This is a genomic window from Mesorhizobium sp. M0195 (assembly GCF_040322115.1).
Lineage (GTDB): Bacteria > Pseudomonadota > Alphaproteobacteria > Rhizobiales > Rhizobiaceae > Mesorhizobium.
In genome coordinates this window covers 135,532-160,485 of sequence record NZ_JAMYSV010000004.1, presented here as the reverse complement: position 1 = coordinate 160,485, position 24,954 = coordinate 135,532, and the positions used below count along the sequence as shown (strand labels likewise).

The window sequence follows — 24,954 nt, the reverse complement described above, 5'->3', positions numbered from 1 at the left end:
CGATGCTCAATCAAATCAGGCCCGCAATCGTCATGATCGTCTTCTTCACCATTCTGACGGGTTTGGTCTATCCGATCGGCATGACCGGCATTGCCCAGGCGCTGTTTTCGCGCCAGGCCAATGGCAGCCTGATCGAGAAGGACGGCAAGCTCGTCGGTTCCGAGCTGATCGGCCAGGCTTTCGAAAGCGACCGCTACTTCCATGGCCGTCTCTCGGCTGCCGGCGACGGCTACAATGCCGCCGCCTCGGGCGGCTCGAATCTCGGCCCGACCAATCCCAAGCTGATCGACCGCATCAAGGTTGACGCCGAAAGGCTGAGGACGGAAAACCCGAACCAGCCGGTACCGATAGATCTGGTCACCACGTCCGGCAGCGGCCTCGATCCGCATATCAGCCCCGACGCGGCCTATTTTCAGGTCGCCAGGGTGGCCAAGGCCAGGGGCGTCGATGAATCCAGGATCAAATCGCTTGTCGACAGCCATGTCGAGGATCGCGAATTGGGATTCATCGGCGAGCCGGTAGTCAATGTGCTGGCCCTCAACCTTGCGCTGGACGATGCGATGAAACGGTAAAGGAACCGGCGCCGGGATCGACACCGAAGCCGGCGCCGTTCATGATTGACCCTTATGCCAGACGACAGCCGCACCGCCGAAACCAGGCCCTCTCCCGACGCGCTGCTCGAGCATGCCGAGCGAGAGGAGCGCGGTCGCCTGAGGATATTTCTCGGCGCCGCCCCCGGTGTCGGCAAGACCTACGAGATGCTGATGTCGGGCCGCGCCAGGCTGGCCGACGGGGTCGACGTAGTAATCGGCATCGTCGAGACGCACGGCCGCAAAGAAACCCAGACGCTGGTCGAAGGCTACGAGGTCATTCCTCGCCTTGAGATCGATTACAAGGGGCGGATCCTTGAGGAGATGGATCTCGACGCCATCCTCGCCCGGCACCCGGCGCTGGTTCTGGTCGACGAACTCGCCCACACCAACGTCGCCGGCAGCCGTCACCCCAAGCGCTACCTCGACGTCCAGGAAATCCTGACGCACGGCATCGATGTCTATACGACCCTGAATATCCAGCACGTCGAGAGCCTGAACGATGTCGTGGCGCAGATCACCCGCGTCAGGGTGCGGGAAACTGTCCCCGACTCCATAATCGACCAGGCCGACGACATCGAGATCATCGACCTCACCCCCGACGATCTGATCAAGCGGCTTGAGGAAGGCAAGGTCTACATCCCCAGCACCGCCCAGCGCGCCATCGAGAACTATTTCTCGCCGGGCAATCTGACGGCGCTCCGGGAATTGGCGCTCCGCCGCACTGCCCAGCGGGTCGACGAGCAGTTGCTGACCCATATGCAGGCCCACGCGATACCCGGGCCCTGGGCGGCGGGGGAAAGGGTTCTCGTCTGCGTCGATGCGCGTCCGGGCGGGGCGGCCCGTGTACGTTATGCGCGGAGGTTGGCCGACCGGCTCCGCGCCCCTTGGACGGCGCTTCATGTCGATACCCCTCGTTCAGCTGCCATGCCCGAGGAGGACAAGGATCGGCTGGCGACGCAGCTGCGCCTTGCCGAGCAGCTCGGTGCCGAGGTGACGACCATTCCGGGTCAGAACGTCGCGCAAGACATCGTTCGGCATGCGACGGCGAACAACTTCACGCATATCGTGATCGGCAGGCCGACCCGATCGCGCTGGCGGGAATTGATCGAAGGCTCGCTCACTTACGATCTCATCCGCAATGCCGGCGACATCAGCGTCCATGTCATTTCGGGAAACGAACGCAACGCCGAGGCGACGTCGAGGACCGTCAAGGCGGCGGACGAGCAGTGGCAGTTCGAGATCTGGCCCTATCTCAGGGCCACGGCCTATGTTGTTGGCTCGCTCGCCTTCGCCGTCCTTCTCGACCAGTTTCTCGACGTCCGCAACCTGGCGGTCATCTTTCTCATTGGGGTCCTGACGTCGGCTGTGACCGGCGGTCTCTGGCCGGCTTTGTATGCCTGCCTCATCAGCGCCATTGCCTTCAACTATTTCTTCCTGGAACCACGCTACACGCTGACGATCGAGGATCCGGAGAGCATCGTTGCGCTGGCTGTCTTCCTAGTTGTTGCGGTCATTGCCAGCAATCTAACAGCGCGCGTGCAGCGTCAGGCGGTCGCTGCGCGCTCGCGGGCACGCGCCACTGAAGATATTTATCTCTTCTCAAAGAAGCTCGCCGGTGCTGGCACGCTCGACGACGTTCTCTGGGCGACTGCCTTCCAGATCGCCTCGATGCTGAAGCTGCGCGTGGTGCTGCTTCTGCCGGAGGACGGTACAATTGCGGTCAAAGCCGGCTACCCACCCGACGACACGCTGGCCGAGGCCGACATTGCAGCAGCCCGCTGGGCCTGGGAGCATAACCGCGCCGCGGGGCGCGGCGCCGACACGCTGCCCGGAGCAAAACGCCTCTATCTGCCCTTGCGAACCGGACGCACGGCGGTGGGCGTTGTCGGCCTCGACAACGATAAGCAAGGTCCGCTGCTGACACCCGAGCAGCAGCGTCTGCTCGATGCGCTCGCCGACCAGGCGGCGGTCGCCATCGAGCGCATCCAGCTCGTCGCCGACGTTGACCGGGCCAAGCTTGCGGCCGAGGCAGACCGTCTGCGCTCGGCCTTGCTCACCTCCATTTCCCACGATTTGAAAACGCCGCTTGCCGCCATCATGGGCGCGGCCGGAACACTCAGGGACTTCGAGGCCGCGCTTCCCGAGCAGGACCGGACGGAACTGCTGTCGACCGTGCTCGATGAGGCGGAGAGGCTTAACCGCTTTATTGCCAATCTGCTCGATATGACCAAGATCGAATCCGGCACGATGGAGCCGAACTACGCCTTTCACTATCTCGGCGACATTGTCGGCTCAGCTCTGCATCGGGCCCGCAAAATCGTCCGCCAGCATAAGACCGAGATCGACATCCCATCGGATCTGCCGATGTTGCGGGTCGACCCCGTTCTGTTCGAACAGGTGCTGTTCAACCTCCTTGATAATGCTGCAAAATACGCGCCGCCAGGTTCGACGATCCGCCTGCAGGCCTGGGCCGATAACGGCTTCATCATCCTGCAGATCATGGACGAGGGACCAGGCATTCCGCCAGCGGACCTGGAGCGCGTTTTCGACACTTTCTACCGTGTGCGCAAGGGTGACCAGGTGCGTGCCGGCACCGGGCTCGGCCTGTCGATTTGCCGCGGCTTCATCGAAGCGATGGGCGGGACGCTCTCGGCGGCAAACAGGTCCGACCGCTCGGGGGCGGTTTTCACGATCAAGATGCAGCTGGTGCCGGCGGAACTGCCCAATCTCGGCGAACCCGAGGCGGGCCATCAAAATATGGACGATCTGCCATGACGAGCCTGGACGTCAGGATATTGGTGGTCGACGACGAACCGCCGATCCGGAAACTGCTTCGCGTCGGGCTTGGCAGCCAAGGCTATGCGATCAGCGAGGCGCCGAACGCCAGGGCGGCGATTGAACTCATCGAGACGGAAAAGCCAGACCTTGTGCTGCTCGATCTCGGTCTGCCCGGCATGAGCGGGCATGAGCTGCTCCGCAAATGGCGGGATGATGGCCTGGACATTCCCGTGGTTATTCTTTCCAGCCGCACTGATGAGGCCGGCATCGTCTCGGCCCTCGAACTCGGCGCCGACGATTATGTAACCAAGCCATTCGGTATGAACGAGCTTGTCGCACGCATCCGCGTCGCGCTTCGCCACAAGTTCCAGCAGCAGGGTGAGAGACCGGTGTTCCAGACCGGCGACCTCTCCGTCGATCTGGTGAAGCGCATCGTCAAGGTCGAGGACAAGGAGATAAAGCTCTCGCCGAAGGAATACGACATCCTCCGCATCCTCGTACAGCATGCCGGTAAGGTTCTCACCCACCAATTCCTGCTGAAGCAGGTCTGGGGCGATTCCACCGACGTTCAATATCTCAGAGTCTACGTCCGGCAGATCAGGCAAAAGATCGAAAAAACGCCCGACCAGCCCCGCTATATCACCACCGAGACCGGCGTTGGATACCGGCTGCGCGAAGTCGATTGACGCGACGAGCATCCGAAGCCGAATGCCTCTTCCAATCCGCTTCAAACCAGCGGCGGCCATGGTGTCGCCGGACAAAAGCCCTATATTACGGAAAGATCGGTTTTGTGCGGGAATGAACGAATGCCACGGCTTCGTCTATTGACGTTTTTAGGGTCGGCAATGCTGACTGCGGCGATGCTGCCGGGCGTAAATCCTGCTGCATCGGCACAGGTCGTCAGTCCCGCCGACCGCAACGTGTTGATCCAGCAGGACCAGTTGCAGATGTTGGAGAACAGGCTGCGGCGCCAGCAATACCAGCAGCAGCAACAGCAGTACCGTGCCCAGGATCGCCAAATCCCAACCCCGCAACGGCAGGAGGTGCCGCAGATGAGACCAACTTGCCAGTTGCTGCCGTCGGGGAGCGGCTTTGTCAGCACCTGCCGCTAACGACGGCCCTTTCATTTATTTAGCCGACTTATATATTGTGGAAACCGCTCCGCTTGCGCCCCATTGAACGCGGCCGACTTTGCAACGCTGCCCTTGCCGTTTGGGCACCGCCTCGACTGGATTATCGAATGGCAGCCAGCAAGAAGAAGGTCGTACGCAAGGCAAGGAAGGGCGACCGGATTCGCCAGGTCGCGGCGATTCCGTTTCGGCTGAACGAGCATGGCGACGTCGAGGTGATGCTGGTCACATCGCGAACGACGAGGCGCTTCATCGTACCGAAGGGCTGGCCGATGAAGGGCAAGAGCAGCCGCAAGGCGGCCACCATCGAAGCACAGGAAGAAGCCGGCGTTCTCGGCAAGACACTGAAACAGCCGGCCGGCACCTATTGCTACTGGAAGCGGCTGGCGAACCGCTTCGTCCGTGTCGACGTCGTCGTCTATTTGCTGGAGGTAACCGAGGAACTTGCCGACTGGGAAGAATCCAAGAGGCGTCAGCGCGCGTGGCTGGCGCCGGCCGACGCGGCGGTGCTCATCGACGAGCCGGATCTCTCGACGCTGGTGAGGAACATCAGGATTCCCGAGCTGGAGTATAATTCCAAAAAACAGAATCCGGCTTTCGGAAAAGATCACGCTCAATAAAAGATCGAGGCTAGCCCGACTGGATCGGGATGGAATTGGCCCCAGCGCCTGCCGCCGTCACACTTGAACCGAAATCTCACTTGCCGCCGTCGCCCTCGGGCAAAGACCGCACCGGCGTGCCGGAATAGGCCCACAGCCATTCGCGCGGCAGCGGCCCCTTGTTGCGGTCGCTTTCCTGCGACTGTTCCCATGCATGGGCGAGGATGCCGACCGAGCGCGACAGCACGAAAAGGCCGCGCGTCAGCGGCGGCGGGAAGCCGAGCTCGCCGTAGATGACGGCCGTGGCGCCGTCGATGTTGAGCGGGATTTTTTTGCCCTTGCGCCGCGCCACCTCGGCCTCGATCGCCTCGGCAATGTCGGCGAAGCGCCCGCTGACGATGCCGCGCGCGGCAAAGTCGCGGGTTAACTCGATGAGGCGGGGCGCCCGCGGGTCGACCGGATGGAAACGATGGCCGAGCCCGGGCACATAGCCGTTTTCCCCGGCAAGGAAACGATCGAGCCGCGCCGACACGGCGTCCGCAAGCGGCATGCCGGCGTCCAGTTCGGCAGCGATGTCTCCGTAGAAGGAAAGCGCCTGTTCGCCGGCGCCGCCATGCACATCGCCAAGCACGTTGACGGCTGATGCCATGGCGCTGTTGATGCCGACGCCGCAGGTGATCGCCATACGGGCGATGGCGATCGACGGCGCCTGCGGCCCATGGTCGACGGCAGCACCCAGCGCGATGCCAAGCAGCGCCGCCTGCTCCTCGCCTGGCAGTTCGCCGCGCAGCATCAGCCAGATCATTGCCGGAAAGCTGACGCGGCCGATCAGATCCTGGATTTCATAGCCGCGCAGCCGGATGACGCCGGGGCGCATCTCGATGATGCCGGTCTGCCACCATTCCTCGCCGCGTGCGCGACCAGTCTTGTTTTGCGTTCCGCTCATGCCTTCGCTCTTTTCCTGGCACGCGGCGGCAGGCCGGCAAAAACCTCGCCCATATGCTCGCCGAGCGCCGGCGGCGGCCTGCTCGGCAAAGGTGCCTCGCCATCGACCATGAAGCCGCAGCGCACCACGGTCAGCGGCTGGTCCATCCCGGACACAGCCGGGAACCGCGCCGTCATGCCGCGCTCGATCACCTGTCGCTCCTGCAGTATCTGCGGGATTGTCAGCACCCGGCCTGCCGGCACGCCGGCGCGATTGAACGTCTCCTCCCAGGCGGCGGCCGAGCCGCTCGTCAAGGCATCCTCGATCAGCGCTTTCAATGCAATGCGGTTCTGCTTGCGCGTTTCTCGCTCGGCAAAGCGGACATCCGACGCCAACTCCGGCCGACCGATCAACCGGCACAGTGTGACGAACTGCTCCTGCTTGTTGGCTGCGATGTTGAGCAAGCCGTCGCCGGTGCGAAACGCGCCAGACGGTGCGGCCGTCATATTTTCATTGCCCATCGGCTGCGGCTCGACGTCCGCCGTCAGATAGTTCGACACCGGCCAGCCGAGCGCAGAAAGCGTGCATTCGAGCATCGAGACGTCGAGGAACGCGCCCTCGCCTGTCGTCTTCTGCTTGACCAGCGCGGCGGTAATGGCGAACGCCCCGACCAGCCCGCCAAGCGTATCGGCGACCGGATAGCCAACACGCAGCGGCGCGGTTTCCGGTGTACCGGTGATGCTCATAATCCCGGAAAGACCCTGGATGATCTGGTCGTAGGCTGGATTGTCGCGCATCGGCCCGGTCTGGCCGAAGCCCGATATCGCACAATAGACAAGGCTTGGCCGGACTTCTTTCAGCCTGGCATGGCCAAGCCCCAGCCGGCCCATTACGCCGGGACGGAAATTCTCGACCAGCGCGTCGGCCGAAGCGACCAGATCGAGGAAGCGTTCGCGGTCGGCGTGCTGCTTGAGATCGAGCGCCACCGAGCGTTTGCCGGCATTCTGCGCCAGGAACGAAGCGCCCATGCCCGCCCGGTTGAGCTCCGGAGAGGCGCCGAGCTGGCGCGCCAGATCGCCGCCTTGCGGCGTCTCAACCTTGATGACGTCGGCCCCGAGCAATGCCAGCTGGTAGGCGCAATAGGGGCCGGCCAACACATTGGTCAGGTCAAGGATGCGGATGCCGGAAAGCAGGTCTGTCATGACGTCACGAACAGCTCAGGCATCGCCCGGCACGTGCTCCGGTCCCCGCATGCGTCTGTGCTCGATGTAGGCCCAGATATGCGGTCCAACCAGCCCGATGAAGGCCAGCGTCAGCAACGTCAGCGACAGCGGATGCTTGTAGAACACCGTCCAATCGCCGTTCGAGATGGTCATCGCGCGGCGGAACTGCGTTTCGGCAAGCGGCCCGAGAATCATGCCGATGATAACCGGCGCGGTCGGAAAATCGAAACGCCGCATCAGGAAACCGGCGGCACCGAGCAGATAGAGGATGACGAGGTCGATCGGCGATTGCGAGATGCCGTAGGTGCCGACTGTTGCGAACACCAGGATGCCGGCATACAGCTGCGGCGCCGGGATCTTCAGCAATCGCACCCAAAGCCCGATTAGCGGCAGGTTAAGGACGACGAGGATGACGTTGGCGATGAACAGGCTGGCGATCAGCCCCCACACTAGGTCGGCCTGCGTCGTCAGCAGCAGCGGCCCCGGATTGATACCGTAGCTCTGGAATGCCGACAGCATGATTGCGGCCGTCGCCGAGGTCGGCAGGCCGAGCGTCAGCATCGGCACCAGCACGCCGGCCGCGGATGCATTGTTGGCTGCTTCCGGTCCGGCAACGCCCTCGATGGCACCGACGGTGCCGAACTCGTCCTTGTGTCTGGAGAGTTTCTTCTCGATGGCATAGGAGAGGAAGGTCGGGATTTCGGCACCGCCGGCCGGCATGGCGCCGATCGGGAAGCCGATCAGGGAGCCGCGCAGCCATGGCCTCCACGAGCGCGACCATTCGGCCGCGGTCATGTAGAGCGACCCTTTCAACGGCACGATGTCGTCCTTGCCGGCATAGCGGCGCGAGGCCATGTAAAGCGTCTCGCCAACGGCGAACAGGCCAACGGCGACGACGATGACGTCGACGCCATCCAGCAATTCGCTCATGCCGAAGGTGAAGCGCGGCTGCCCCGTCTGCAGGTCGACGCCTATCATGCCGACGACGAAGCCGGCGAACAGGCTGGTCAGGCCGCGTACCGACGACGAGCCGAGCACCGCCGAAACCGTGATGAAGGCCAGCACCATCAGCGAGAAATATTCGGCCGGGCCGAAGGCCAGCGCAAATTTGACGACGATCGGCGCCAGAAAGGCAACGCCGATCGTGCCCAGCGTGCCGGCGACGAAGGAACCAATCGCCGAGGTCGCCAGGGCCGCACCGCCACGGCCGGAGCGGGCCATCCTGTTGCCCTCGAGCGCGGTGACGATGGTGGCGCTTTCGCCAGGCGTGTTGAGCAGGATCGATGTCGTCGAGCCGCCATACATGGCGCCGTAATAGATACCGGCAAACAGGATGAAGGATGCCTCCGGCGCCACCTGATAGGTGATCGGCAACAGCAGCGCTATGGTCAGTGCCGGTCCGAGGCCGGGCAGCACGCCGATCGCAGTCCCAAGCGTGGTGCCGACCAGGCACCATATGAGATTGATCGGCGAGAAGGCGACCGAAAATCCGTGCGCGAGATGGCCGAGCGTTTCCATGGCGTCAGCCCCTCAGCATGGTGACAAGCGAATCGACGATCGCGTTCAGCTGGTTTTCGATGAAGCCGGCGCCGATATTGACGCCGAGCGCCCTGGCAAAGCCGAAATAGGCGGCAAGCGCCAGGATCAGCCCGAGCAGCACGTCACGCAGCGGGCGCCGGCTGCCGAAACCGTGGCAGATGAGAACGAACATGATGACAGATGCCGCGGTAAAGCCGAGCGGCTGGATCAGCACGAGGTTGGCGATCAGTCCGAGGGCGACGATGCCCATCGCCTTCCAGTCGGTCGGCGTCGCCTTTTCGTCCTCCGGCTGCCAGCCGCCCCGCAAGGCGGCAATGATGAGCAGCAGCGACAGGATCACCATGCCGGTCATGGTGATGTAGGGAAAGACGGTCGGACCGACCTTGGAATAGAGCGGCGACACCGGGATTGCCAGCGTCTGCCAGGCAACCGCACCCGCACAGGCGAGGAGCCCGACGCCGATCAGCAGTTCGGGCACTGCAAGGCGCGGCGGCGCCGGCTGGTCGCTGGTGCTCATCATCGTCCTCCCAATGTCGGTCCCTTGGGCCCGGTTCTCCTTGGACCGGTCTCACCCGGCCGATCTCGGCGTAGTTTCACCTCCGGCGCCGCGTATGTCCATGCGGCTGGCGAAAGTCGGCAAGGGTTGGCGCAGGCTGCCACCCCTTGCCGAGAGCATCACGCCAGACCGAGGTCCTTGAGTATCGTCCCGATGCGGGCCGTGTCTTCTGCGACGAATTTCGCATAATCGTCACCGGTGAGCAGGATCTGCGTCCAGTTGCGGTTCTTGCATTCGGTGGCCCAGGCGTCGCTCTTGGCCATGGTCTCGATCAGCTTGATCATTGCTGCCTTGTCGGCGTCCGAGACGCCGGGCGGTGCGAAGACGCCACGCCAGTTGAACAGCTCGACATCGATGCCTGCTTCCTTCATCGTCGGCGCATCGATCCCCTCCTGGCGTTTGTCCGCGGAGATGGCCAGCAGCCGCAGCGCACCCGCCTTGACCTGTTCGGCGAACTCGCCGTAGCCGGAGATGCCGGCCGCGACCTGGTTGCCGAGCAGCGCCGAAAGCGCCTCGCCGCCGCCGGCGAACGGCACATAGGAAAGATTGGTGGCCGGAACACCAACGGTCTTGGCGATGAGGCCGAACAATATATGGTCCGAGCCGCCGGCCGAACCGCCAGCAACCGGAACCTGCGTCGGGTCAGCCTTGAGAGCCGCGACAAAGTCCGCGGCCGTCTTGAACGGCGAGGCGGCCGGCACCACAAGCGCCTCGAACTCACCGGTGAGGCGGGCGATCGGCGTGACCTCGGTAAGGTTGTTGGCCGCCTTGTTGGCGATGATGGCGCCTACCATGACCATGCCGGCCACCATCAGCGCATTGCCCTTGCCCTTCCATTGGTTGACGAATTGCGGCAGGCCGACAGTACCGCCGGCGCCGCCGACATTGGTGATCTGCGAGCCGGAAATCAGTTTTTCGCTGCGCAGCACCTGGTCCATGGCGCGCGCCGTCTGGTCCCAGCCGCCGCCCGGCGCCGCCGGCACGAAAATCTGCAGCTGCGGCGCGTCCTGCGCAAAGGCGGGGACAAAATGCGATGCCGTGAGTCCGGCAGCACCTGCTGCCGCGGTGCTCATCAAGAATCGGCGTCTGTTCAGCATGGGATTCCTCCAAATCGCGACACCTCCTCCGGTGCCTGCCAGAAACGTGGCCTGATTTCAGACCCGCTCGATAAAATTCATGCAGAGTTTGCGTCCTCCTGTCAAAGACAGAACACGCCGCATGCGGCACAATCGGACTGTGCGATCTTCAGGCAGGCGAACTTGACGCCGGACGACGTGGCAGGCAGAGGCCAGACGGTGTCCGTCAGGGCTGCCGCTCCAGCAGGATGGTCGGCTTGCCTTGGTAGACGGTTCGAAGCACTTCGCCATAACCACATTTTGCCGCGACGTTTAGCGATCCGGTGTTCTCCGGATCGATGATGCAGACGGTCGTCGCGGCGCCGAACGTTTCGTCGCCCCAGGCAAGCACCCGTGCGACGACTTCGCTGGCCAACCCGTGGCCATGCGCGCCCGAAACCAGAGCCCAGCCGGTCTCCGGAATGCCCTCGATCGACGGCGTCATGTCGCGTTTCAGATCGTGAAAGCCGGCCTCGCCGATGAAGCAGCCGGTCGCCTTATCCTCGATCGCCCAGAAGCCGTAGCCCAGAAGCGACCACAGGCCGGCGTGGCGTAAGAAGCGCATCCAGCTTTCCTCCCGCGTGCGCGGCTTCCCGCCGATAAAGCGGGTGACGACGGGATCGGCCCACATAGCGACATAGGCGTCGAAATCGTCAAGCCGGTGCGGCCGCAGGACCGTGCGCGAGGTCTCAAGCACTGGGGCGACAATTGTATGCGGACTGGCCATGGTCATGTCTCGTTTGTGTTGCCGGTGCCTAACGCAGGTCTTCCAAAAGGGGGACAGCGACACGCACGAGACGGGAAATCCAATCCGTTGTGAAAAACAAGAGCCAAGGCTGTGTAGATCATCTTCCAGGCTGATGTGAATCCTGCCAGGCGGTGTTAGTTTTTCTCCGGTATTGGTTCAGGCGCGTTGGGTTTCGGCGCTGCCGTCCGACAGAGGGAATCCAGCATGGACACCACCGACCTTGTGCTTGCCATCTTCCATCATCTGCTGGTGTTTTCGTTGGCAGGCATCATCGGCGCCGAATTCGTCCTGATCCGCAGCGACTTGTCCGCCGCGACGCTGAAGCGGCTCGTCGGCATCGACCGCCACTACGGCATTATTGCCATGCTGATCATCGTCGTTGGCATCGGCCGCGTCGTCTATGGTCTGAAAGGCTGGGAATTCTACGTCTACAATTGGATGTTCTGGGCAAAGATTGCCGCTTTCGCCATTGTCGGCCTGTTGTCGATTATCCCGACCATCCGTTTCCTATCCTGGAACACGCAGGCGAGCATCAGTCCCGGCTACCAGGTTCCTGCGGCGGAGCTGGCGTCCGTTCGCACCTATGTCCGCACCGAGGCATCGATCTTCCTATTGATCCCGGTGTTCGCGGCGGCGATGACGCGCGGCTACGGCTACTAGAATAGGTTGGAGGAAGGGCATCGCACGGCCCAACCTTGCCACTCATTTGCGCAGAGAAACGTGCGGTTTGCCGTTTGAGCGCGATTGTCATTTGTCGGGTTGCGCTAGTTATTGCTCTATCTACAGTCGGTTTTAGAGGAACCCGCGCAGCGGTTGGCAATCATATCCTGGGAGGAAACACGATGCGAAAACTCATCGCCGCGTTGGCTGCCGCTGCGGCCGCCATGCTTTATCCGTCGGCCGCTGGCGCGCAGACCTACCCCGAACGCACCATCACCATTGTCGTGCCGTTTTCGGCCGGTGGCCCGACCGACACCGTCATGCGTCTTGTCGCGGAAGCTATGTCGAAAGACCTCGGCCAGCAGGTCACCGTCGAGAATGTCGGCGGCGCCGGCGGCACGCTCGGCGCCGGCCGCGTCGCAAATGCCGAGCCTGACGGCTACACGCTGCTCCTCCATCACATCGGCATGGCTACCAGTGCTACGCTCTATAGAAAGCTCGCCTACGACACACTGAACGGCTTCGAATATGTCGGCCTCGTCACCGAGGTGCCGATGACCATCGTCGGCCGCAAGGACCTCGAGCCGACCGATCTGAAGGGGCTGGTCGACTATGCCAAGGCCAACAAGGACAGCATCACCGTTGCCAATGCCGGGATCGGTGCCGCCTCGCATCTGTGCGGCATGCTGTTCATGAGCGCCATCGGCACGCCGCTGGTCACCGTACCCTACAAGGGCACCGGCCCGGCCATGACCGATCTTCTCGGCGGCCAGGTCGATATCATGTGCGACCAGACGACCAATACCACCAAGCAGATCCAGGGCGGCACTATCAAGGCCTATGCCGTAACCTCGCCACAACGCCTCGATGTGCTGCCGGACGTGCCGACGACGATAGAAGCCGGCCTTCCCCAGGTGCAGGTCGGCATCTGGCACGGAATCTATGCCCCCAAGGGCACACCGCCGAGATCACCGAACGCCTTTCGAAATCGCTGCAGGTGGCGCTGAAGGACCAGAATGTCGTCGCCCGATTTGCCGAACTCGGCACCAAGCCGTCGCCGGAGGCCGATGCCACGCCGGCCGCGCTCAAAGCCAAGCTGGAAAGTGAGATCGCGCGCTGGAAGCCGATCATCGAAGCGGCCGGCCAGTACGCCGACTAAAGGTTCTAACGGGGCGCCATCAGCGCCCCGTTTTTTTACACCGGCATCGGCACGCCCATGAGGCGAGCCGGGAGGACGCAATGAAACCTTTCGCAATCGACAGGACCAACGGCATATGCGCCGCGCTGTTGGTCTTTATTGGCGCCTTTTTCGCGCTGCAGTCGCTGGGCCTCGAAATCGGCACCGCCTTTCGCATGGGGCCGGGCTATTTCCCGCTCGTGCTGGCGATCGTGCTGATCCTGCTTGGCGCCGCCATCCTTGTCCAAGCGGTGCGTTTCGAGAGCGAGCCGATCGGTTACATTGCGTGGCGCGGCATGCTGTTTATCCTGCCTGCTCCGATCTTCTTCGGCCTGACGGTGCGCGGCCTCGGCTTCATCCCGTCGATCTTCCTGACGGCGCTGATCGCATCGTTCGGTAGCGGCCGCATGAGGCCGCTGACCGCACTCGTGCTGTCGGCCGGCCTGACGCTGTTCGCATTCATCGTCTTCAGCTACGCACTCGGCCTGCCGTTCCGGCGTTTCGGCCCGTGGTTGCCACTGTCGTTGTGAGGAGATGAAATGGAACTCCTCAACAATCTCGCACTCGGCTTTTCGACAGCCACATCTTTGGCAAATCTCGGTTTCTGCCTGATCGGCGTCCTTCTCGGCACGCTGATTGGCGTCCTGCCCGGCATCGGTGCCACCGCAACCATCGCCATGCTGTTGCCGATCACCTTCCAGATCGGCGACCCGGTTTCCTCTCTCATCATGCTCGCCGGTATCTATTACGGCGCGCAGTATGGCGGCTCGACCACCGCCATTCTCATCAACATGCCCGGCGAATCCTCGTCGGCCGTCACCGCAATCGACGGCTATCAGATGGCCAGGAACGGCCGCGCCGGAGCAGCTCTGGCGACCGCGGCAATAGGCTCGTTCTTTGCCGGCACGGTGTCGACCTTCCTCGTTGCCATCTTCGCCCCACCGCTGACGGCGATAGCGCTGAGATTCGGCGCTGCCGAGTATTTTTCGCTGATGATCGTCGGCCTGGTCTCGTCCGTCGCGCTCGCCCACGGCTCGATCGTCAAGGCGCTGGCCATGGTCGTGCTCGGCCTGCTGCTGGGACTTGTCGGCACCGATATTTACACCGGTACGCCCCGCTTCACGCTCGGCATCCGCGAATATGCCGACGGGCTGAATTTCGTCGCGGTGGCGGTCGGCGTCTTCGGCGTCGCCGAGATATTGCGCAAACTCGAAAACGAGCATGAGCGTTCCGTGCTGATCCGAAGTATCTCCGGCCTTATGCCGAGTAAAGAAGATTTTCGGCGCATGGCGGCTCCCATCGTGCGCGGAACGATCATCGGTTCGGCGCTCGGTATCCTGCCCGGAGGCGGCGCGATCCTTGCCGCCTTTGCGTCCTACACCATCGAAAAGCGCGTCTCGAAAAACCCGGAGGAATTCGGCAAGGGCGCCATCGAAGGCGTCGCCGGACCGGAATCGGCCAACAATGCCGGCGCCCAAACCTCCTTCATCCCAATGCTGACGCTCGGTATTCCGGCCAACCCGGTAATGGCGCTGATGATCGGCGCGATGATCATCCAGGGCATCGTGCCCGGCCCCAATGTCGCCATCGAACAGCCCGCGCTGTTTTGGGGGATCATCACCTCGATGTGGATCGGCAATCTGATGTTGATTGTCTTGAACCTGCCGCTGATCGGGCTCTGGGTGAAACTCCTTACCATCCCCTACTACGTGCTCTTCCCGATTATCATGGCGTTCTGCTCGATCGGCGTTTACAGCGTCAACACCAATGTCTACGACCTCTATGCCGTCGCCTTCTTCGGCTTGCTTGGCTACCTCCTGACCAAGCTGCGCTGCGAACCTGCGCCGCTGCTGCTCGGCTTCGTGCTCGGCCCGCTGCTTGAGGAAAACCTGCGCCGCGCCATGATCCTCTCGCGCGGCGACCCAAGCACCTTCGTGACGCGGCCGATCAGCGCCAGCCTGCTCCTCATCGCGCTCGCCGTGCTCGTCATCGTCTTTCTCCCCGCGGTCAAGAAGAAGCGCGAAGAGGTGTTCGTCGAGGAGAGTTCCTGAACATGGATGTCGCCGCATAACAGGAACTTTAGATTCAGCTAGCGGGCAGTGGTTGCCGCTGCTCGGTCCTGAGCTGCTTCCACTGGCCCGAGCGGCCCGATCTCGACCAGTGGTGCAGGCACGCTGGTCGTCTTTTCCTTGGCCTTGCAGATATCGGCGATGACGCAGGCCGGGCAATCCGGCTTGCGTGCCTTGCAGACATAGCGGCCGTGCAGGATCAGCCAATGATGCGCATGCCGGATATATTCATCCGGAATGATCTTCAGGAAACCTTGCTCTACCTGTTCCGGCGTCTTGCCCGGCGCCAGGCCGAGCCTGTTACCGATGCGGAAGATGTGCGTGTCGACTGCCATCGTGTGCTGGCCGAAGGCGACGTTGAGCACGACATTGGCGGTCTTGCGGCCGACACCCGGTAGCTCGACCAGTTGATCGCGATCCTCAGGCACCTCGCCGCCATGGTCACGGATCAGCGCCGCGGACAGCGCGATGACGTTCTTGGCCTTGTTGCGCCATAGCCCGATGGTGCGGATATGGTCGCCGAGCTTGGCCTCGCCCAGCGCCAGCATCTTTTGCGGCGTGTCGGCAATTTTGAACAGCGCCCGCGTCGCCTTGTTGACGCCGGCGTCCGTCGCCTGCGCCGAAAGCACCACTGCCACCAGCAGCGTGAAGGGGTTGATATGTTCGAGTTCGCCTCTCGGTTTCGGCCGCTGAACGGAAAAACGGCGAAAAATCTCATGCACCTCCGCCGGGCTGTAAAGCGCGCGCGATCTCGCCGGCCGCGGACGCGGCTTGGCGTTCGAGCCATCGCGGCCGGGCAGCAGGTCTTTTTTGAGCGCGGAAGAGTTTTTGGGCTTGGGGCTTGTCATTGCCTTCCTATAATATTCCCCAATGAGCGACACAAACGCCTCATTTCAGGCCGACGAGCCATTCTTCCAGGCGCTGCTGACACCGCACCGGTCGCTGGGCAAGACCGGCTTTGCCATCCTGATGGGCGCACTGCTGTTCGGGTGGCTGGTGACCGGAGCGTTTTTTCTGTCGCGCGGCGCCTGGCCGGTGTTCGGCTTCTTCGGCCTCGACGTGATCGGCGTCTATATCGCCTTCCGTGCGAATTATCGCGCCGCCCGGGCTCGCGAGGAGGTGTCGGTGTCGCGCACCAGCCTCGATATCCGCAAGACTGCCCCGTCAGGCAAATCGGAATCACACCGCTTCAATCCGTTCTGGGCACGCTTTTCGATCGCCCGCCACGCCGAGATCGGCATCACCAGAATGGCGGTCGAGGCGCAAGGAAAAACCGTCTCGATCGGCGCCTTTCTCAACCCCGACGACCGCGAGAGTTTTGCCACCGCATTTTCGCGCGCTCTGGCGACCGCCAAGGCGCGCTGAGCCAGCGTTTCAGAACCGATAGCGCAACAGCCTGCCGATCTTGCGCAATGCTGGAATGTATTTCCAAAAGCGAACAAACAGTTTCGCGAGCCAGCGCATGCGAGCGGCATGTTCCGGCTTATAGGCAGGGATGTCCTCGATGAACCGCAGCTTCGGAACGGCTCGCTCCAATTCATGCGGGTTCTCAATGCTCCAATGGACCTCGGCGCCGGTGGCGCGGAAGGAGGAATTGAGGCGAATTATCTTCAGGCCCAGGCGAGTATAGGCATCGAAAACCAGTTCGCCGCTCGAAAGATGTCCCACCAAACGAGAAAACAGTTGCTGCCCGTCCTCGGCGGCCAGGTAGGGAGTCAGGCCTTCCGCCACGACTATGGCCGGGCGATCCCGAGGTACTTCGTTCAGCCATCCAGGTTCGGTGAGCGACGAAGCGATCAGGTGGTAGCGATCCCGCACGGGATAGAGCCTGCGCCTGAGGTCGATGACTTCGGGATAGTCGACGTCGAACCAGTCCACGCCGGCTGGCGGGTCGATACGGAATATGCGCGTGTCGAGCCCACACCCCAGATGCAGCACGATGGCGTCAGGATTTCGGGCGAGAAAGTCCTGAACGCAGACGTCCAGCGTCTTTGCCCTGATTGCTAGACCGATGCCGAGATTGTTGTCGACCTTGAGCCGTGAGAAATCATAATCGATGTTGCGCACCGCCTCGTCGGCAAAGTAGTCCCTGAGCAGCGAATTGGGCAGCCGGCTCTCCAGCGCCTTGCCGTAAAGTGTCAAAAGCAAAGTCTCCTTTGCCCCGGTCAGGTTTACCTTTTCACCAGCCACGACCGTCCTCCCCATTCAAAGTCAGCTCTATCTGGGTACATGCTGCGGGAAAGCAAGTTTCGGGTGGTGATCGCCGCCGCGAAGGACGATATTCGCACGCAAGGAGATACTGCCATGAACGCCCAAATGCCTCTCAAAACGACAGCAATCCTTCAGAAAGACATCACGCCTGAAGGCGGTGACTACGAAATCGTCCGTCGTGCCATCGAAAAGATCAGCCTCGACTATCGCGACCAGCCTTCGCTGGAAGTGCTGGCCGAGGAGGTCGGCGAAACGCCGACCGGGCTGCAGAAGCTGTTCACCCGCTGGGCCGGCCTGTCGCCCAAGGCTTTTCTGCAGGCCGTTACCCTCGATCATGCGCGCAAGCTGCTCGATGCCGGCATGCCGCTGCTTGAAACCTCGTTCGAGCTCGGCATGTCCGGTCCAGGCCGGCTGCATGATCTGTTCGTCACCCACGAAGCGATGTCGCCGGGCGACTACAAGACCCGCGGCGCCGGGCTCACCATCCGCTACGGCTATCATATCTCACCTTTCGGCATCGCGCTGATCATGGTGACGGACCGCGGCCTCGCCGGCCTCGCCTTCAACGATCCGGGCGGCGAGCGTGCGGCCTTTGCCGACATGTCCAGCCGCTGGCCGAACGCTAGCTATATCGAGGACATGGCTGCAACGGCGCCCTATGCCGCGCGTATTTTCGATCCGACGCTGTGGCGCGCCGACCAGCCGCTCCGCGTCGTCATGATCGGCACCGACTTCCAGGTCCGCGTCTGGGAAGCCTTGCTGCGTATTCCGATGGGCCAGGCCTGCACCTATTCGTCGATCGCCGCGCGCATCGGCGCACCGAGCGCCAGCCGGGCTGTCGGTGCCGCGGTCGGTGCCAATCCGATGTCCTTTGTCGTGCCGTGCCACCGGGCTCTCGGCAAGTCCGGTGCGCTCACCGGCTACCATTGGGGCCTGACCCGCAAACGCGCCATCCTCGGCTGGGAGGCGGGACAGGTCTCTTCGTGAATAGCCAAAGAATGGAACGATAGGAGCGATGTAAGGACCGCTAGGGTGACAAGCAGCGATCTTACGGAGTAGCTTCCCGCATGCGCTAGCGGGAGGCACTTCTTGATCGTCGTCATCGGCTCCATCAATCTCGACCTCATCGCCAGTGTCGACCGCTTGCCCGGTCCCGGCGAGACGGTGCGCGGCTCCGGTTTCGCTACTGCTCCCGGCGGCAAGGGCGCCAACCAGGCGCTGGCCGCCGCCCGCGCCGGGGCCAAGGTGCGCATGGTCGGCGCAGTCGGCAAGGACAGCTTCGCCAGCGAGGCTCTGGCGCTGCTGCGCGACGGCAAGATCGACCTGTCCGGCGTCGGCGAGACCTTTGCCTCTACCGGTACTGCGCTGATCATGGTCGGCGCCGACGGCGAGAACGTGATCGCTGTCGTGCCGGGCGCCAATGATTCGGTCGTGCCGGGTGACCTTTCCAAGGCCTTCCTGAAAAACGGCGACGTCGTGCTGCTGCAACTGGAGATCCCGCTGCAGACCGTCGAGGCAGCACTCGACGCGGCAAGGACGGCCGGCGCGATCACAGTGCTCAACACCGCACCTTTCCACAGCGACGCTGCCGGCTTCCTCGGCAAGGCCGACTATCTCGTCGCCAACGAAACCGAGTTCGACCTCTATGGCGAGGCGCTGTCATTGAGTGGCCGCGACCGCCCGGCGCGGATGCGCGACTATGCCTCGAGAACCGGCCGCACCATCGTCGTCACGCTTGGCCCGGACGGCGTTCTGGCGGCAACGCCGGACGATCTTCTGATGGTTCCGGCGCTGAAGATCACCCCGCTCGACACGGTCGGCGCCGGCGACACGTTCTGCGGCTATTTTGCAGCCGGGCTGGCAGCCGGCCTGCCGCTCGACCAGGCGCTTGCCCGCGCTGCCGCCGCCGGTTCGCTGGCCTGCCTGAAAGCCGGTGCACAGCCGGCCATCCCGCTGGCCAGGGATGTCGATGTCGCCCTGCAGAAATCCGCAGGCTAAAGCGGTATGACAGCCGTGCGCCCGACCACGAAGCATGCGGTACCGCCCGCCGGCGACATCTGCCGCCTGTCTGCCGTGGAGCTTACCGAGAAGATCAGGCACCGGCAGCTTTCGGTGCGCGAAGTGGTCGCGGCATTCCTCGACAGGATCGAGGCGGTGAACCCGCTGGTCAACGCTATCGTTTCATTGCGCGAACATGCCGACATCCTGCGCGAGGCCGACAACGCTGACGCCCATCTGGCGCGAGGAGGAGATACCGGATCGCTGTTCGGCCTGCCGATCGCGATTAAGGATCTTGCGCTGACAAAAGGCCTGAGAACCACCTTCGGCTCGCCGATCTTCGTCGATTTCGTGCCTGAGGAAGACGATTTCTTCGTCGAGCGCGTCCGCAAGGCCGGCGCGATCATCATCGGCAAGACCAACGTTCCCGAATTCGGGCTCGGCTCCAACACCTACAACACCGTGTTCGGACAGACGCTCAACGCATTCGGCCCGGCGCTGACCGCCGGCGGCTCGAGCGGCGGTGCGGCGGTCGCGCTGGCGCTCGACATGGTTCCCGTTGCCGATGGCAGCGATTTTGGCGGCTCGCTACGCAATCCCGCTGCCTACAACAATGTCCATGGCTTCCGCCCGTCGCAGGGATTGGTGCCGGCTGGCCCTGACCTTGATGTGTTTCATGCGCAGATGGGCGTCGAAGGGCCTATGGGGCGTAACGTGCGCGACATGGCGCTGCTGCTCGACGTGCAGGCCGGCTATCATCCTCGCGCGCCGCTGTCGCATGATAAGCCAGGCTCGTTTCTCGAAGGGGTGGAAACGCCGGCGGCCGGAGGGCGTATCGCCTGGCTCGGCGATCTCGGCGGCCATCTGCCGGTTGAAGCAGGCATTCTACAGCTTTGCGAGGCAGCACTCGGCCGGTTCGCGGATGTGACCTTCGAGGCCGAGCCGCTGATGCCGGAATTCGACTTCGAAGCGCTGTGGCAGGCCTTTGTAACGCTTCGGCAGGCGAGCAGCGGTTGTGCGCTCAAGGTGCACTACGATGATCCCTTGAAACGCAGTCTGCTGAAGCCGGAGGCCGTGTGGGAGGTGGAACATGCGCTTCGCCTCACCGCGCCGCAAATCCATGCCGCAACGGTGAGGCGCTCGTCGTGGCATCGAATGCTGCTATCGCTCTTCGAGCGTTTCGACCTGATTGCGCTGCCAGCCGCACAGGTCTTTCCCTTCGATGTCGCCACCCTCTGGCCAAGGGAAGTGGCCGGGCGTGCCATGGACAGCTATCACCGCTGGATGCAGGTCTCAGCGCTCGCCACGCTGGGCGGCTGCCCGGCGATCAATGTGCCGGCGGGCTTCGACTCCAGGGGCAGGCCAATGGGCATGCAATTGATCGGGCGGCCGCGCGGTGACCTCTCCGTGCTAAGGGCGGCTGCCGCCTATGAGGCAACGCTGCCATGGCAGGCCGGCGCCTGCTGAAATCAGCTCCGCATTGTCGGCGCTTGGCCGGCTTGCACACAACTCATCGCCATGCATTGATCGCGACAGCGCGCCGCACGAGCGGCATTCTGTGGAGGGAAAAATGTCGCTGGAACTCTACGCCACCTATGTCGTCGCCTGCATCGTCATCATCCTGGTGCCGGGGCCGACGGTGACGCTGATCATCGCCAACAGCATACGCCATGGCTCCCGCGCCGGCCTCGCCAACGTCGCCGGCACCCAGGCCGGGCTAGCCATCATGATCGCCATCGTCGGCATCGGATTGACTTCGCTGATCGCCGGCATGGGCCACTGGTTCGAATGGGTCCGGCTGATTGGCGCTGCCTACCTGATCTGGATGGGCGTGCAGATGTTTCGCTCGAAAGGCAAGCTGAACGCCGACGGATCGGCAAAAAGGCCGCGCGGCGGCTTCTTTTTGCAGGGCCTGCTGGTGGCGATCAGCAATCCGAAGACGCTGGTGTTCTTCGGCGCCTTCTTTCCGCAGTTCATCGCGCCTGAAGGCAATTACGCGTTACAGATCGGCGTCATGGGTCTCACCGCGATGATCTTCGCCGCCGTCTCGGATTCGACCTACGCGCTGGCCGCCGGCCGCGCCGGGCGCCTGCTGTCGGCCGGCCGCGTCAAGCTGCTGTCGCGGATCAGCGGCAGCTTCCTGGTCGGCGGCGGCCTGTGGCTGGCATTTTCCAAGGCGAAGTAACGGCACCTTTCCCTTCTCCCCTTATGGAGAAGGTGGCCGAGCGAAGCTCGGTTGGATGAGGGGTGTTCCAGCTTGGCAATGACAGCACTCCGCCCAACCCATCAAGGGGGAATGAAAGACGGCCTTAAAGCCGCCCCAGCGTTTCCAGCAACAGCGCGAAAAACGCATCATGGTCGATGTCCCGCATCACGATGGCGTTCTTCGGCCGCTTGGTCACGCCCCACCAGTCGATCACGGTCATGCCCATGGTAAGTTCTGATGCGGTTTCCACAGTGACATTGCAGTTGCGGCCCTTGAACAGCTTCGGCTTCAACAGGTAGGCGATGACGCAAGGATCGTGTAGCGGGCCGCCATCTGTGCCGTATTTCTCCTCGTCAAAGCGTTCGAAGAATTCCAGCATGTCCGCGGTGGCCGTGCCGACCCGGGTGCCGAGCTTGCGGAAGGCCTTCGTGCGCTTGGCGGTGGTCAGCGCCTTGTGGGTGACGTCGAGCGGCATCATAACGATCGGAATGCCGGATTTGAACACGACGTCGGCGGCATGCGGGTCGACATAGATGTTGAATTCCGCGGTCGGCGTGACATTGCCGCCCTCGAAGAAGCCGCCGCCCATCAGCACGATCTCCTTGATCCGCGGTGCGATCTTGGGCTCGCGGATCAGCGCCAGCGCAACATTGGTGAGCGGCCCGAGCGCGCACAGCGTGATCGTGCCGCTCTCCTCCCTCATCAGCGTCTCGACGATGAAATCGACTGCATACTCGTCCTGCAGCTTCATCTTTGGTTCGGGCAGTTGCGGTCCGTTGAGGCCGGTCTTGCCATGCACTTCCTCGGCGGTGACGAGTTCGCGCGCCAGTGGCCGGATGGCGCCTGCATAGACCTTGACGTCCGTCCGGCCGGCCAGTTCGCAGATCTTGCGGGCGTTTTTTTCGGTAAGTTTCAGCGGCACGTTGCCGGCCACCGCGGTGATGCCGACGATCTCCAGCTCGGCGCTGCCGAGCGCCAGCAATATGGCGACGGCATCGTCCTGGCCGGGGTCAGTGTCGATGATGATCCTGCGGGATTGGGGCATTTCAATTCCTTGTTTTGGCAAGTCTTTTTGGGCGGGACGTGTGACGGCTTGAAGTCTGCCGGGCGGCGGACCATATCAAGACCATCGGGAAAAATGCCATCCGGGTTTTTCCACTTTATGTCGCTCTTGAGAGGACACTGTAACATGAGCCGAATGACGCCTTTTTCCAGCCCGCTTCTCCTCGGTTTCGATTCCATGGAAAAGACGCTGGAGCGCTTGGCAAAGTCCGGTGACAGCTATCCTCCCTACAACATCGAGCGCCTCAGCGGTGCCGACGGCAAAACCGAAAGGCTGCGTATCACGCTCGCCGTCGCCGGTTTCGCGGAAAGCGATCTCGATGTCACAACGGAGGAGAACCAGTTGGTCGTGCGCGGCCGTCAGAACGACGACACCGAGCGCGAATTTCTCCACCGGGGCATCGCCGCGCGCCAGTTCCAGCGCTGTTTCGTGCTGGCCGACGGCATGCGGGTGATTGCAGCGGAATTGAAGAACGGCCTTCTGTCGATCGATCTCGATCGGCCGGAGTCCGAACGGCTGGTACGAAAAATAAACATATCGGTGAAAGACTGATTTTTGCCGATAGCTCTCATGCGGGATGGCCTTGAGCGGCGTCTCGCGGCAAGGAGGCTTGAAATGACCAGAACTAACGAAAATATCATCATGACCAGCGGCGAATTCGCCCATCTCGGCGAAGGTTCGGTCGCCTATCTCAGGAAAGTGTCGAGCGACGATCTGCGCGGCCGTTTCCCGGGCCTCGGCGAAATCGCGCCCGGGCTGGAACTGTGGGCCCTGTTTGCCGCCAATGGCCAGCCGATCCTGCTTTCGGACGCTCGCGACCGGGCACTGGCTGGCGCGCTGGAAAACGATCTGACCCCGGTCGCTATCCACTAACGTCGTTATCCACTGACAACGGCGCCATCAACTGACAAATATGGCGCGGCGATCTGGTTGGAAACGGACAGGGCCGTACACGGCGGCCCTTCAAGGGATTTAATCAAAACCTCAGGCGGCGTGCGAGGCCTGCGTGTCCGACAGCAGCGCGTGGATGGCTACGGCGTCGCGCGTGCCTCTGATCTTGGCAACCGTGTCGGCATCGCGCAGCACCCGCGCGATGCGCGACAGCGCCTTGAGATGGTCGGCGCCGGCACCTTCGGGAGCCAAAAGCAGAAACACCAGGTCGACCGGCTGATCATCGAGGGCCTCGAAGTCCACCGGTGTCTCCAGCCGGGCAAAGACACCGGCGATCCGCTTCACCCCAGCCAGCTTGCCGTGCGGAATAGCGATGCCGTTGCCGACGCCGGTCGAGCCGAGGCGCTCGCGTTGCAGGATGGTGTCGAACACCTCTCGCTCCGGAATACCGGAAATCGCCGCCGCCCGTTCGGACAGCAATTGCAGCAGCTGCTTTTTGGAGTTCGCCTTCAACGCCGGCATGATTGCCGGAACGCTGACGAGATCGCTCAGATCCATGCTTGAAATCCCTTGTTCGCCTGCCGTCGCCAGTCCCCACGCTCGCGTGCAGCTGGTTTTTACCCCTGCGCGACCTTGGCCGTGGACGGGTCGATCCAGCCGATATTCCCGTCCGGCCGGCGATAGACGATATTGAGATGGTCGTTTCCGGCATTGCGGAAGACCAGGACCGGGCTGTCCTTGGTGTCGAGTTCGATCACCGCTGACGCCACCGACATGGTCCGCAGCGTCATGGTCGATTCGGCGACGATGGCCGGCGCGAAATTCTCCGGTATGTCCTCCTCGTCGTCGGTAAGCGGCGCCATCACCGTATAGGCGACGTCGGTGAGCTCGCCGTTGCTATTGCCTGAATTGTGCGACTTCAGCCGGCGTTTGTAGCGCCTGAGGCGTGTTTCCAGACGGTCTGCCGCGGTATCGAAGGCAAGCGTTGGATCCTGGGCATCGCCGGTCGCCTGCAGCGAAGCACCGGAGTCCAGCCGGATCATGCAATCGGCCGTGTAGCGCGACCCCGATTTGACGACTACGATTTGCCCTGAAAAGCCCCGATCGAAATATTTCCCGATCACTTCCCCGACACGGTCGTTGATGCGCGTACGGAACGCATCGCCGATATCCATGTGTTTTCCCGATATGCGCAGTGTCATCTGAAAACTGACCTTCCTTGCTCAGGCTTCAAACTGTCCCGAGTTTATACTCGTGGTCCGCGCGCACAAGCTTTTGCGGCGTCACTTGCGCCGATTTTAGATCCGAACTTTCCGGTTGATCACAAGCCGCCTTCTTGGCCGTCCCGTGGCCTACGTCGTGACGGACCATCTCTCGTGCGGGCATCGGCGAACTCAAATCCACTCGCTAGCCCGTCTCATGCGGGCGGGCTTCTAGCCACTTCGTTGCCGCTTGTCAATGAACTGCGAAAGC

26 protein-coding genes and 1 pseudogene are annotated in these 24,954 nt (G+C 62.7%); 16 read left to right on the top strand and 11 right to left on the bottom strand.

The window, feature by feature from the left end:
* Nucleotides 1–2 precede the first annotated feature (2 nt).
* The 5 genes from kdpC to NKJ12_RS11260 all read left to right on the top strand — a co-directional run bounded on the left by kdpC (nt 3) and on the right by NKJ12_RS11260 (nt 5,121).
* Nucleotides 3–572, top strand: coding sequence for a potassium-transporting ATPase subunit KdpC (gene kdpC, locus NKJ12_RS11280; protein ID WP_352506581.1), 570 nt, complete (start codon nt 3–5; stop codon nt 570–572).
* 54 nt (nt 573–626) lie between these two features.
* Entirely contained in the window at nt 627–3,368 is a 2,742-nt protein-coding gene (locus tag NKJ12_RS11275; protein ID WP_352702690.1) for a DUF4118 domain-containing protein, read from the top strand.
* Nucleotides 3,365–4,057 (top strand): response regulator transcription factor, encoded by a 693-nt coding sequence (locus NKJ12_RS11270; RefSeq protein WP_254816839.1) that lies wholly within the window; start codon nt 3,365–3,367, stop codon nt 4,055–4,057. Before NKJ12_RS11275 ends, NKJ12_RS11270 begins: the two co-directional genes overlap by 4 nt.
* Before the next feature lie 159 nt (nt 4,058–4,216).
* Nucleotides 4,217–4,483: a hypothetical protein gene (locus NKJ12_RS11265; RefSeq protein WP_352702688.1), complete on the top strand. Its 267-nt coding sequence runs from the start codon at nt 4,217–4,219 to the stop codon at nt 4,481–4,483.
* Between the two features lie 128 nt (nt 4,484–4,611).
* Nucleotides 4,612–5,121, top strand: coding sequence for an NUDIX hydrolase (locus tag NKJ12_RS11260; protein WP_352702686.1), 510 nt, complete (start codon nt 4,612–4,614; stop codon nt 5,119–5,121).
* A 76-nt stretch (nt 5,122–5,197) separates the two neighbouring features.
* Here NKJ12_RS11260 and NKJ12_RS11255 read toward each other — a convergent pair whose 3' ends face one another.
* The 6 genes from NKJ12_RS11255 to NKJ12_RS11230 form a co-directional block, all read right to left on the bottom strand.
* Nucleotides 5,198–6,046, bottom strand: coding sequence for a citryl-CoA lyase (locus NKJ12_RS11255; protein ID WP_352702685.1), 849 nt, complete (start codon nt 6,044–6,046; stop codon nt 5,198–5,200).
* Nucleotides 6,043–7,227: a CaiB/BaiF CoA transferase family protein gene (locus tag NKJ12_RS11250; protein WP_352702683.1), complete on the bottom strand. Its 1,185-nt coding sequence runs from the start codon at nt 7,225–7,227 to the stop codon at nt 6,043–6,045. The genes NKJ12_RS11255 and NKJ12_RS11250 overlap by 4 nt, the downstream gene beginning before the upstream one ends.
* Nucleotides 7,228–7,242: 15 nt before the next feature.
* A complete protein-coding gene (locus NKJ12_RS11245; RefSeq protein ID WP_254816834.1) occupies nt 7,243–8,766 on the bottom strand; it encodes a tripartite tricarboxylate transporter permease in 1,524 nt (507 codons plus the stop codon).
* Between the two features lie 4 nt (nt 8,767–8,770).
* Nucleotides 8,771–9,304, bottom strand: coding sequence for a tripartite tricarboxylate transporter TctB family protein (locus NKJ12_RS11240; RefSeq protein ID WP_352506588.1), 534 nt, complete (start codon nt 9,302–9,304; stop codon nt 8,771–8,773).
* A gap of 158 nt (nt 9,305–9,462) precedes the next feature.
* A complete protein-coding gene (locus tag NKJ12_RS11235) occupies nt 9,463–10,440 on the bottom strand; it encodes a Bug family tripartite tricarboxylate transporter substrate binding protein (RefSeq protein ID WP_352506589.1) in 978 nt (325 codons plus the stop codon).
* 205 nt (nt 10,441–10,645) lie between these two features.
* Complete coding sequence (locus NKJ12_RS11230; protein WP_352506590.1) at nt 10,646–11,185, bottom strand: GNAT family N-acetyltransferase; 540 nt, start codon at nt 11,183–11,185, stop codon at nt 10,646–10,648.
* A 225-nt stretch (nt 11,186–11,410) separates the two neighbouring features.
* Between NKJ12_RS11230 and NKJ12_RS11225 the strand changes: the two genes are divergently transcribed.
* The 4 genes and pseudogenes from NKJ12_RS11225 to NKJ12_RS11210 all read left to right on the top strand — a co-directional run bounded on the left by NKJ12_RS11225 (nt 11,411) and on the right by NKJ12_RS11210 (nt 15,094).
* Nucleotides 11,411–11,866: a DUF2214 family protein gene (locus NKJ12_RS11225; protein WP_352702679.1), complete on the top strand. Its 456-nt coding sequence runs from the start codon at nt 11,411–11,413 to the stop codon at nt 11,864–11,866.
* 182 nt (nt 11,867–12,048) lie between these two features.
* Nucleotides 12,049–13,025 (top strand): annotated as a pseudogene (locus NKJ12_RS11220) (tripartite tricarboxylate transporter substrate-binding protein).
* Nucleotides 13,026–13,105: 80 nt separating this feature from the next.
* Nucleotides 13,106–13,573 (top strand): tripartite tricarboxylate transporter TctB family protein, encoded by a 468-nt coding sequence (locus NKJ12_RS11215; RefSeq protein ID WP_352702678.1) that lies wholly within the window; start codon nt 13,106–13,108, stop codon nt 13,571–13,573.
* Between the two features lie 9 nt (nt 13,574–13,582).
* The gene (locus tag NKJ12_RS11210) at nt 13,583–15,094 is read left to right on the top strand and encodes a tripartite tricarboxylate transporter permease (RefSeq protein WP_352702676.1); all 1,512 of its coding nucleotides are present in this window, start codon (nt 13,583–13,585) and stop codon (nt 15,092–15,094) included.
* 38 nt (nt 15,095–15,132) lie between these two features.
* On the opposite strand, the gene nth is transcribed toward NKJ12_RS11210, so the two are convergent.
* Nucleotides 15,133–15,960 (bottom strand): endonuclease III, encoded by an 828-nt coding sequence (gene nth, locus NKJ12_RS11205; protein WP_352702674.1) that lies wholly within the window; start codon nt 15,958–15,960, stop codon nt 15,133–15,135.
* Between the two features lie 22 nt (nt 15,961–15,982).
* On the opposite strand from nth, the gene NKJ12_RS11200 reads away from it, so the two are divergent.
* The gene (locus tag NKJ12_RS11200) at nt 15,983–16,477 is read left to right on the top strand and encodes a DUF2244 domain-containing protein (protein WP_352506595.1); all 495 of its coding nucleotides are present in this window, start codon (nt 15,983–15,985) and stop codon (nt 16,475–16,477) included.
* A gap of 9 nt (nt 16,478–16,486) precedes the next feature.
* Here the strand turns inward: NKJ12_RS11200 and NKJ12_RS11195 are convergent, their stop codons facing one another.
* Nucleotides 16,487–17,302 carry a class I SAM-dependent methyltransferase gene (locus NKJ12_RS11195; protein ID WP_352702672.1) on the bottom strand — a complete coding sequence of 272 codons (816 nt, stop codon included), beginning with the start codon at nt 17,300–17,302 and terminating at the stop codon, nt 16,487–16,489.
* Nucleotides 17,303–17,416: 114 nt separating this feature from the next.
* On the opposite strand from NKJ12_RS11195, the gene NKJ12_RS11190 reads away from it, so the two are divergent.
* From NKJ12_RS11190 to NKJ12_RS11175, 4 genes are all read left to right on the top strand, one after another.
* Nucleotides 17,417–18,310 carry a methylated-DNA--[protein]-cysteine S-methyltransferase gene (locus tag NKJ12_RS11190; protein ID WP_352687961.1) on the top strand — a complete coding sequence of 298 codons (894 nt, stop codon included), beginning with the start codon at nt 17,417–17,419 and terminating at the stop codon, nt 18,308–18,310.
* 102 nt (nt 18,311–18,412) lie between these two features.
* Nucleotides 18,413–19,321 (top strand): ribokinase, encoded by a 909-nt coding sequence (locus NKJ12_RS11185; RefSeq protein ID WP_352687959.1) that lies wholly within the window; start codon nt 18,413–18,415, stop codon nt 19,319–19,321.
* Nucleotides 19,322–19,327: 6 nt separating this feature from the next.
* A complete protein-coding gene (locus NKJ12_RS11180; RefSeq protein ID WP_352702670.1) occupies nt 19,328–20,788 on the top strand; it encodes an amidase in 1,461 nt (486 codons plus the stop codon).
* A gap of 103 nt (nt 20,789–20,891) precedes the next feature.
* Nucleotides 20,892–21,506 (top strand): LysE family translocator, encoded by a 615-nt coding sequence (locus NKJ12_RS11175; protein ID WP_352465943.1) that lies wholly within the window; start codon nt 20,892–20,894, stop codon nt 21,504–21,506.
* A gap of 124 nt (nt 21,507–21,630) precedes the next feature.
* Here NKJ12_RS11175 and NKJ12_RS11170 read toward each other — a convergent pair whose 3' ends face one another.
* Entirely contained in the window at nt 21,631–22,572 is a 942-nt protein-coding gene (locus tag NKJ12_RS11170; protein ID WP_352702668.1) for a nucleoside hydrolase, read from the bottom strand.
* 144 nt (nt 22,573–22,716) lie between these two features.
* On the opposite strand from NKJ12_RS11170, the gene NKJ12_RS11165 reads away from it, so the two are divergent.
* On the top strand, nt 22,717–23,142 hold the full coding sequence (locus NKJ12_RS11165) for an Hsp20 family protein (protein ID WP_023675270.1): 426 nt from the start codon (nt 22,717–22,719) through the stop codon (nt 23,140–23,142).
* A gap of 63 nt (nt 23,143–23,205) precedes the next feature.
* A complete protein-coding gene (locus NKJ12_RS11160; protein WP_023675269.1) occupies nt 23,206–23,463 on the top strand; it encodes a BQ00720 family protein in 258 nt (85 codons plus the stop codon).
* Nucleotides 23,464–23,574: 111 nt separating this feature from the next.
* Here the strand turns inward: NKJ12_RS11160 and ptsN are convergent, their stop codons facing one another.
* Together ptsN and hpf are read right to left on the bottom strand one after the other, a co-directional pair.
* Nucleotides 23,575–24,039: a PTS IIA-like nitrogen regulatory protein PtsN gene (gene ptsN / locus NKJ12_RS11155; protein ID WP_023675268.1), complete on the bottom strand. Its 465-nt coding sequence runs from the start codon at nt 24,037–24,039 to the stop codon at nt 23,575–23,577.
* Nucleotides 24,040–24,098: 59 nt separating this feature from the next.
* Nucleotides 24,099–24,683, bottom strand: coding sequence for a ribosome hibernation-promoting factor, HPF/YfiA family (gene hpf / locus NKJ12_RS11150; protein WP_352506601.1), 585 nt, complete (start codon nt 24,681–24,683; stop codon nt 24,099–24,101).
* Nucleotides 24,684–24,954: the final 271 nt, after the last annotated feature.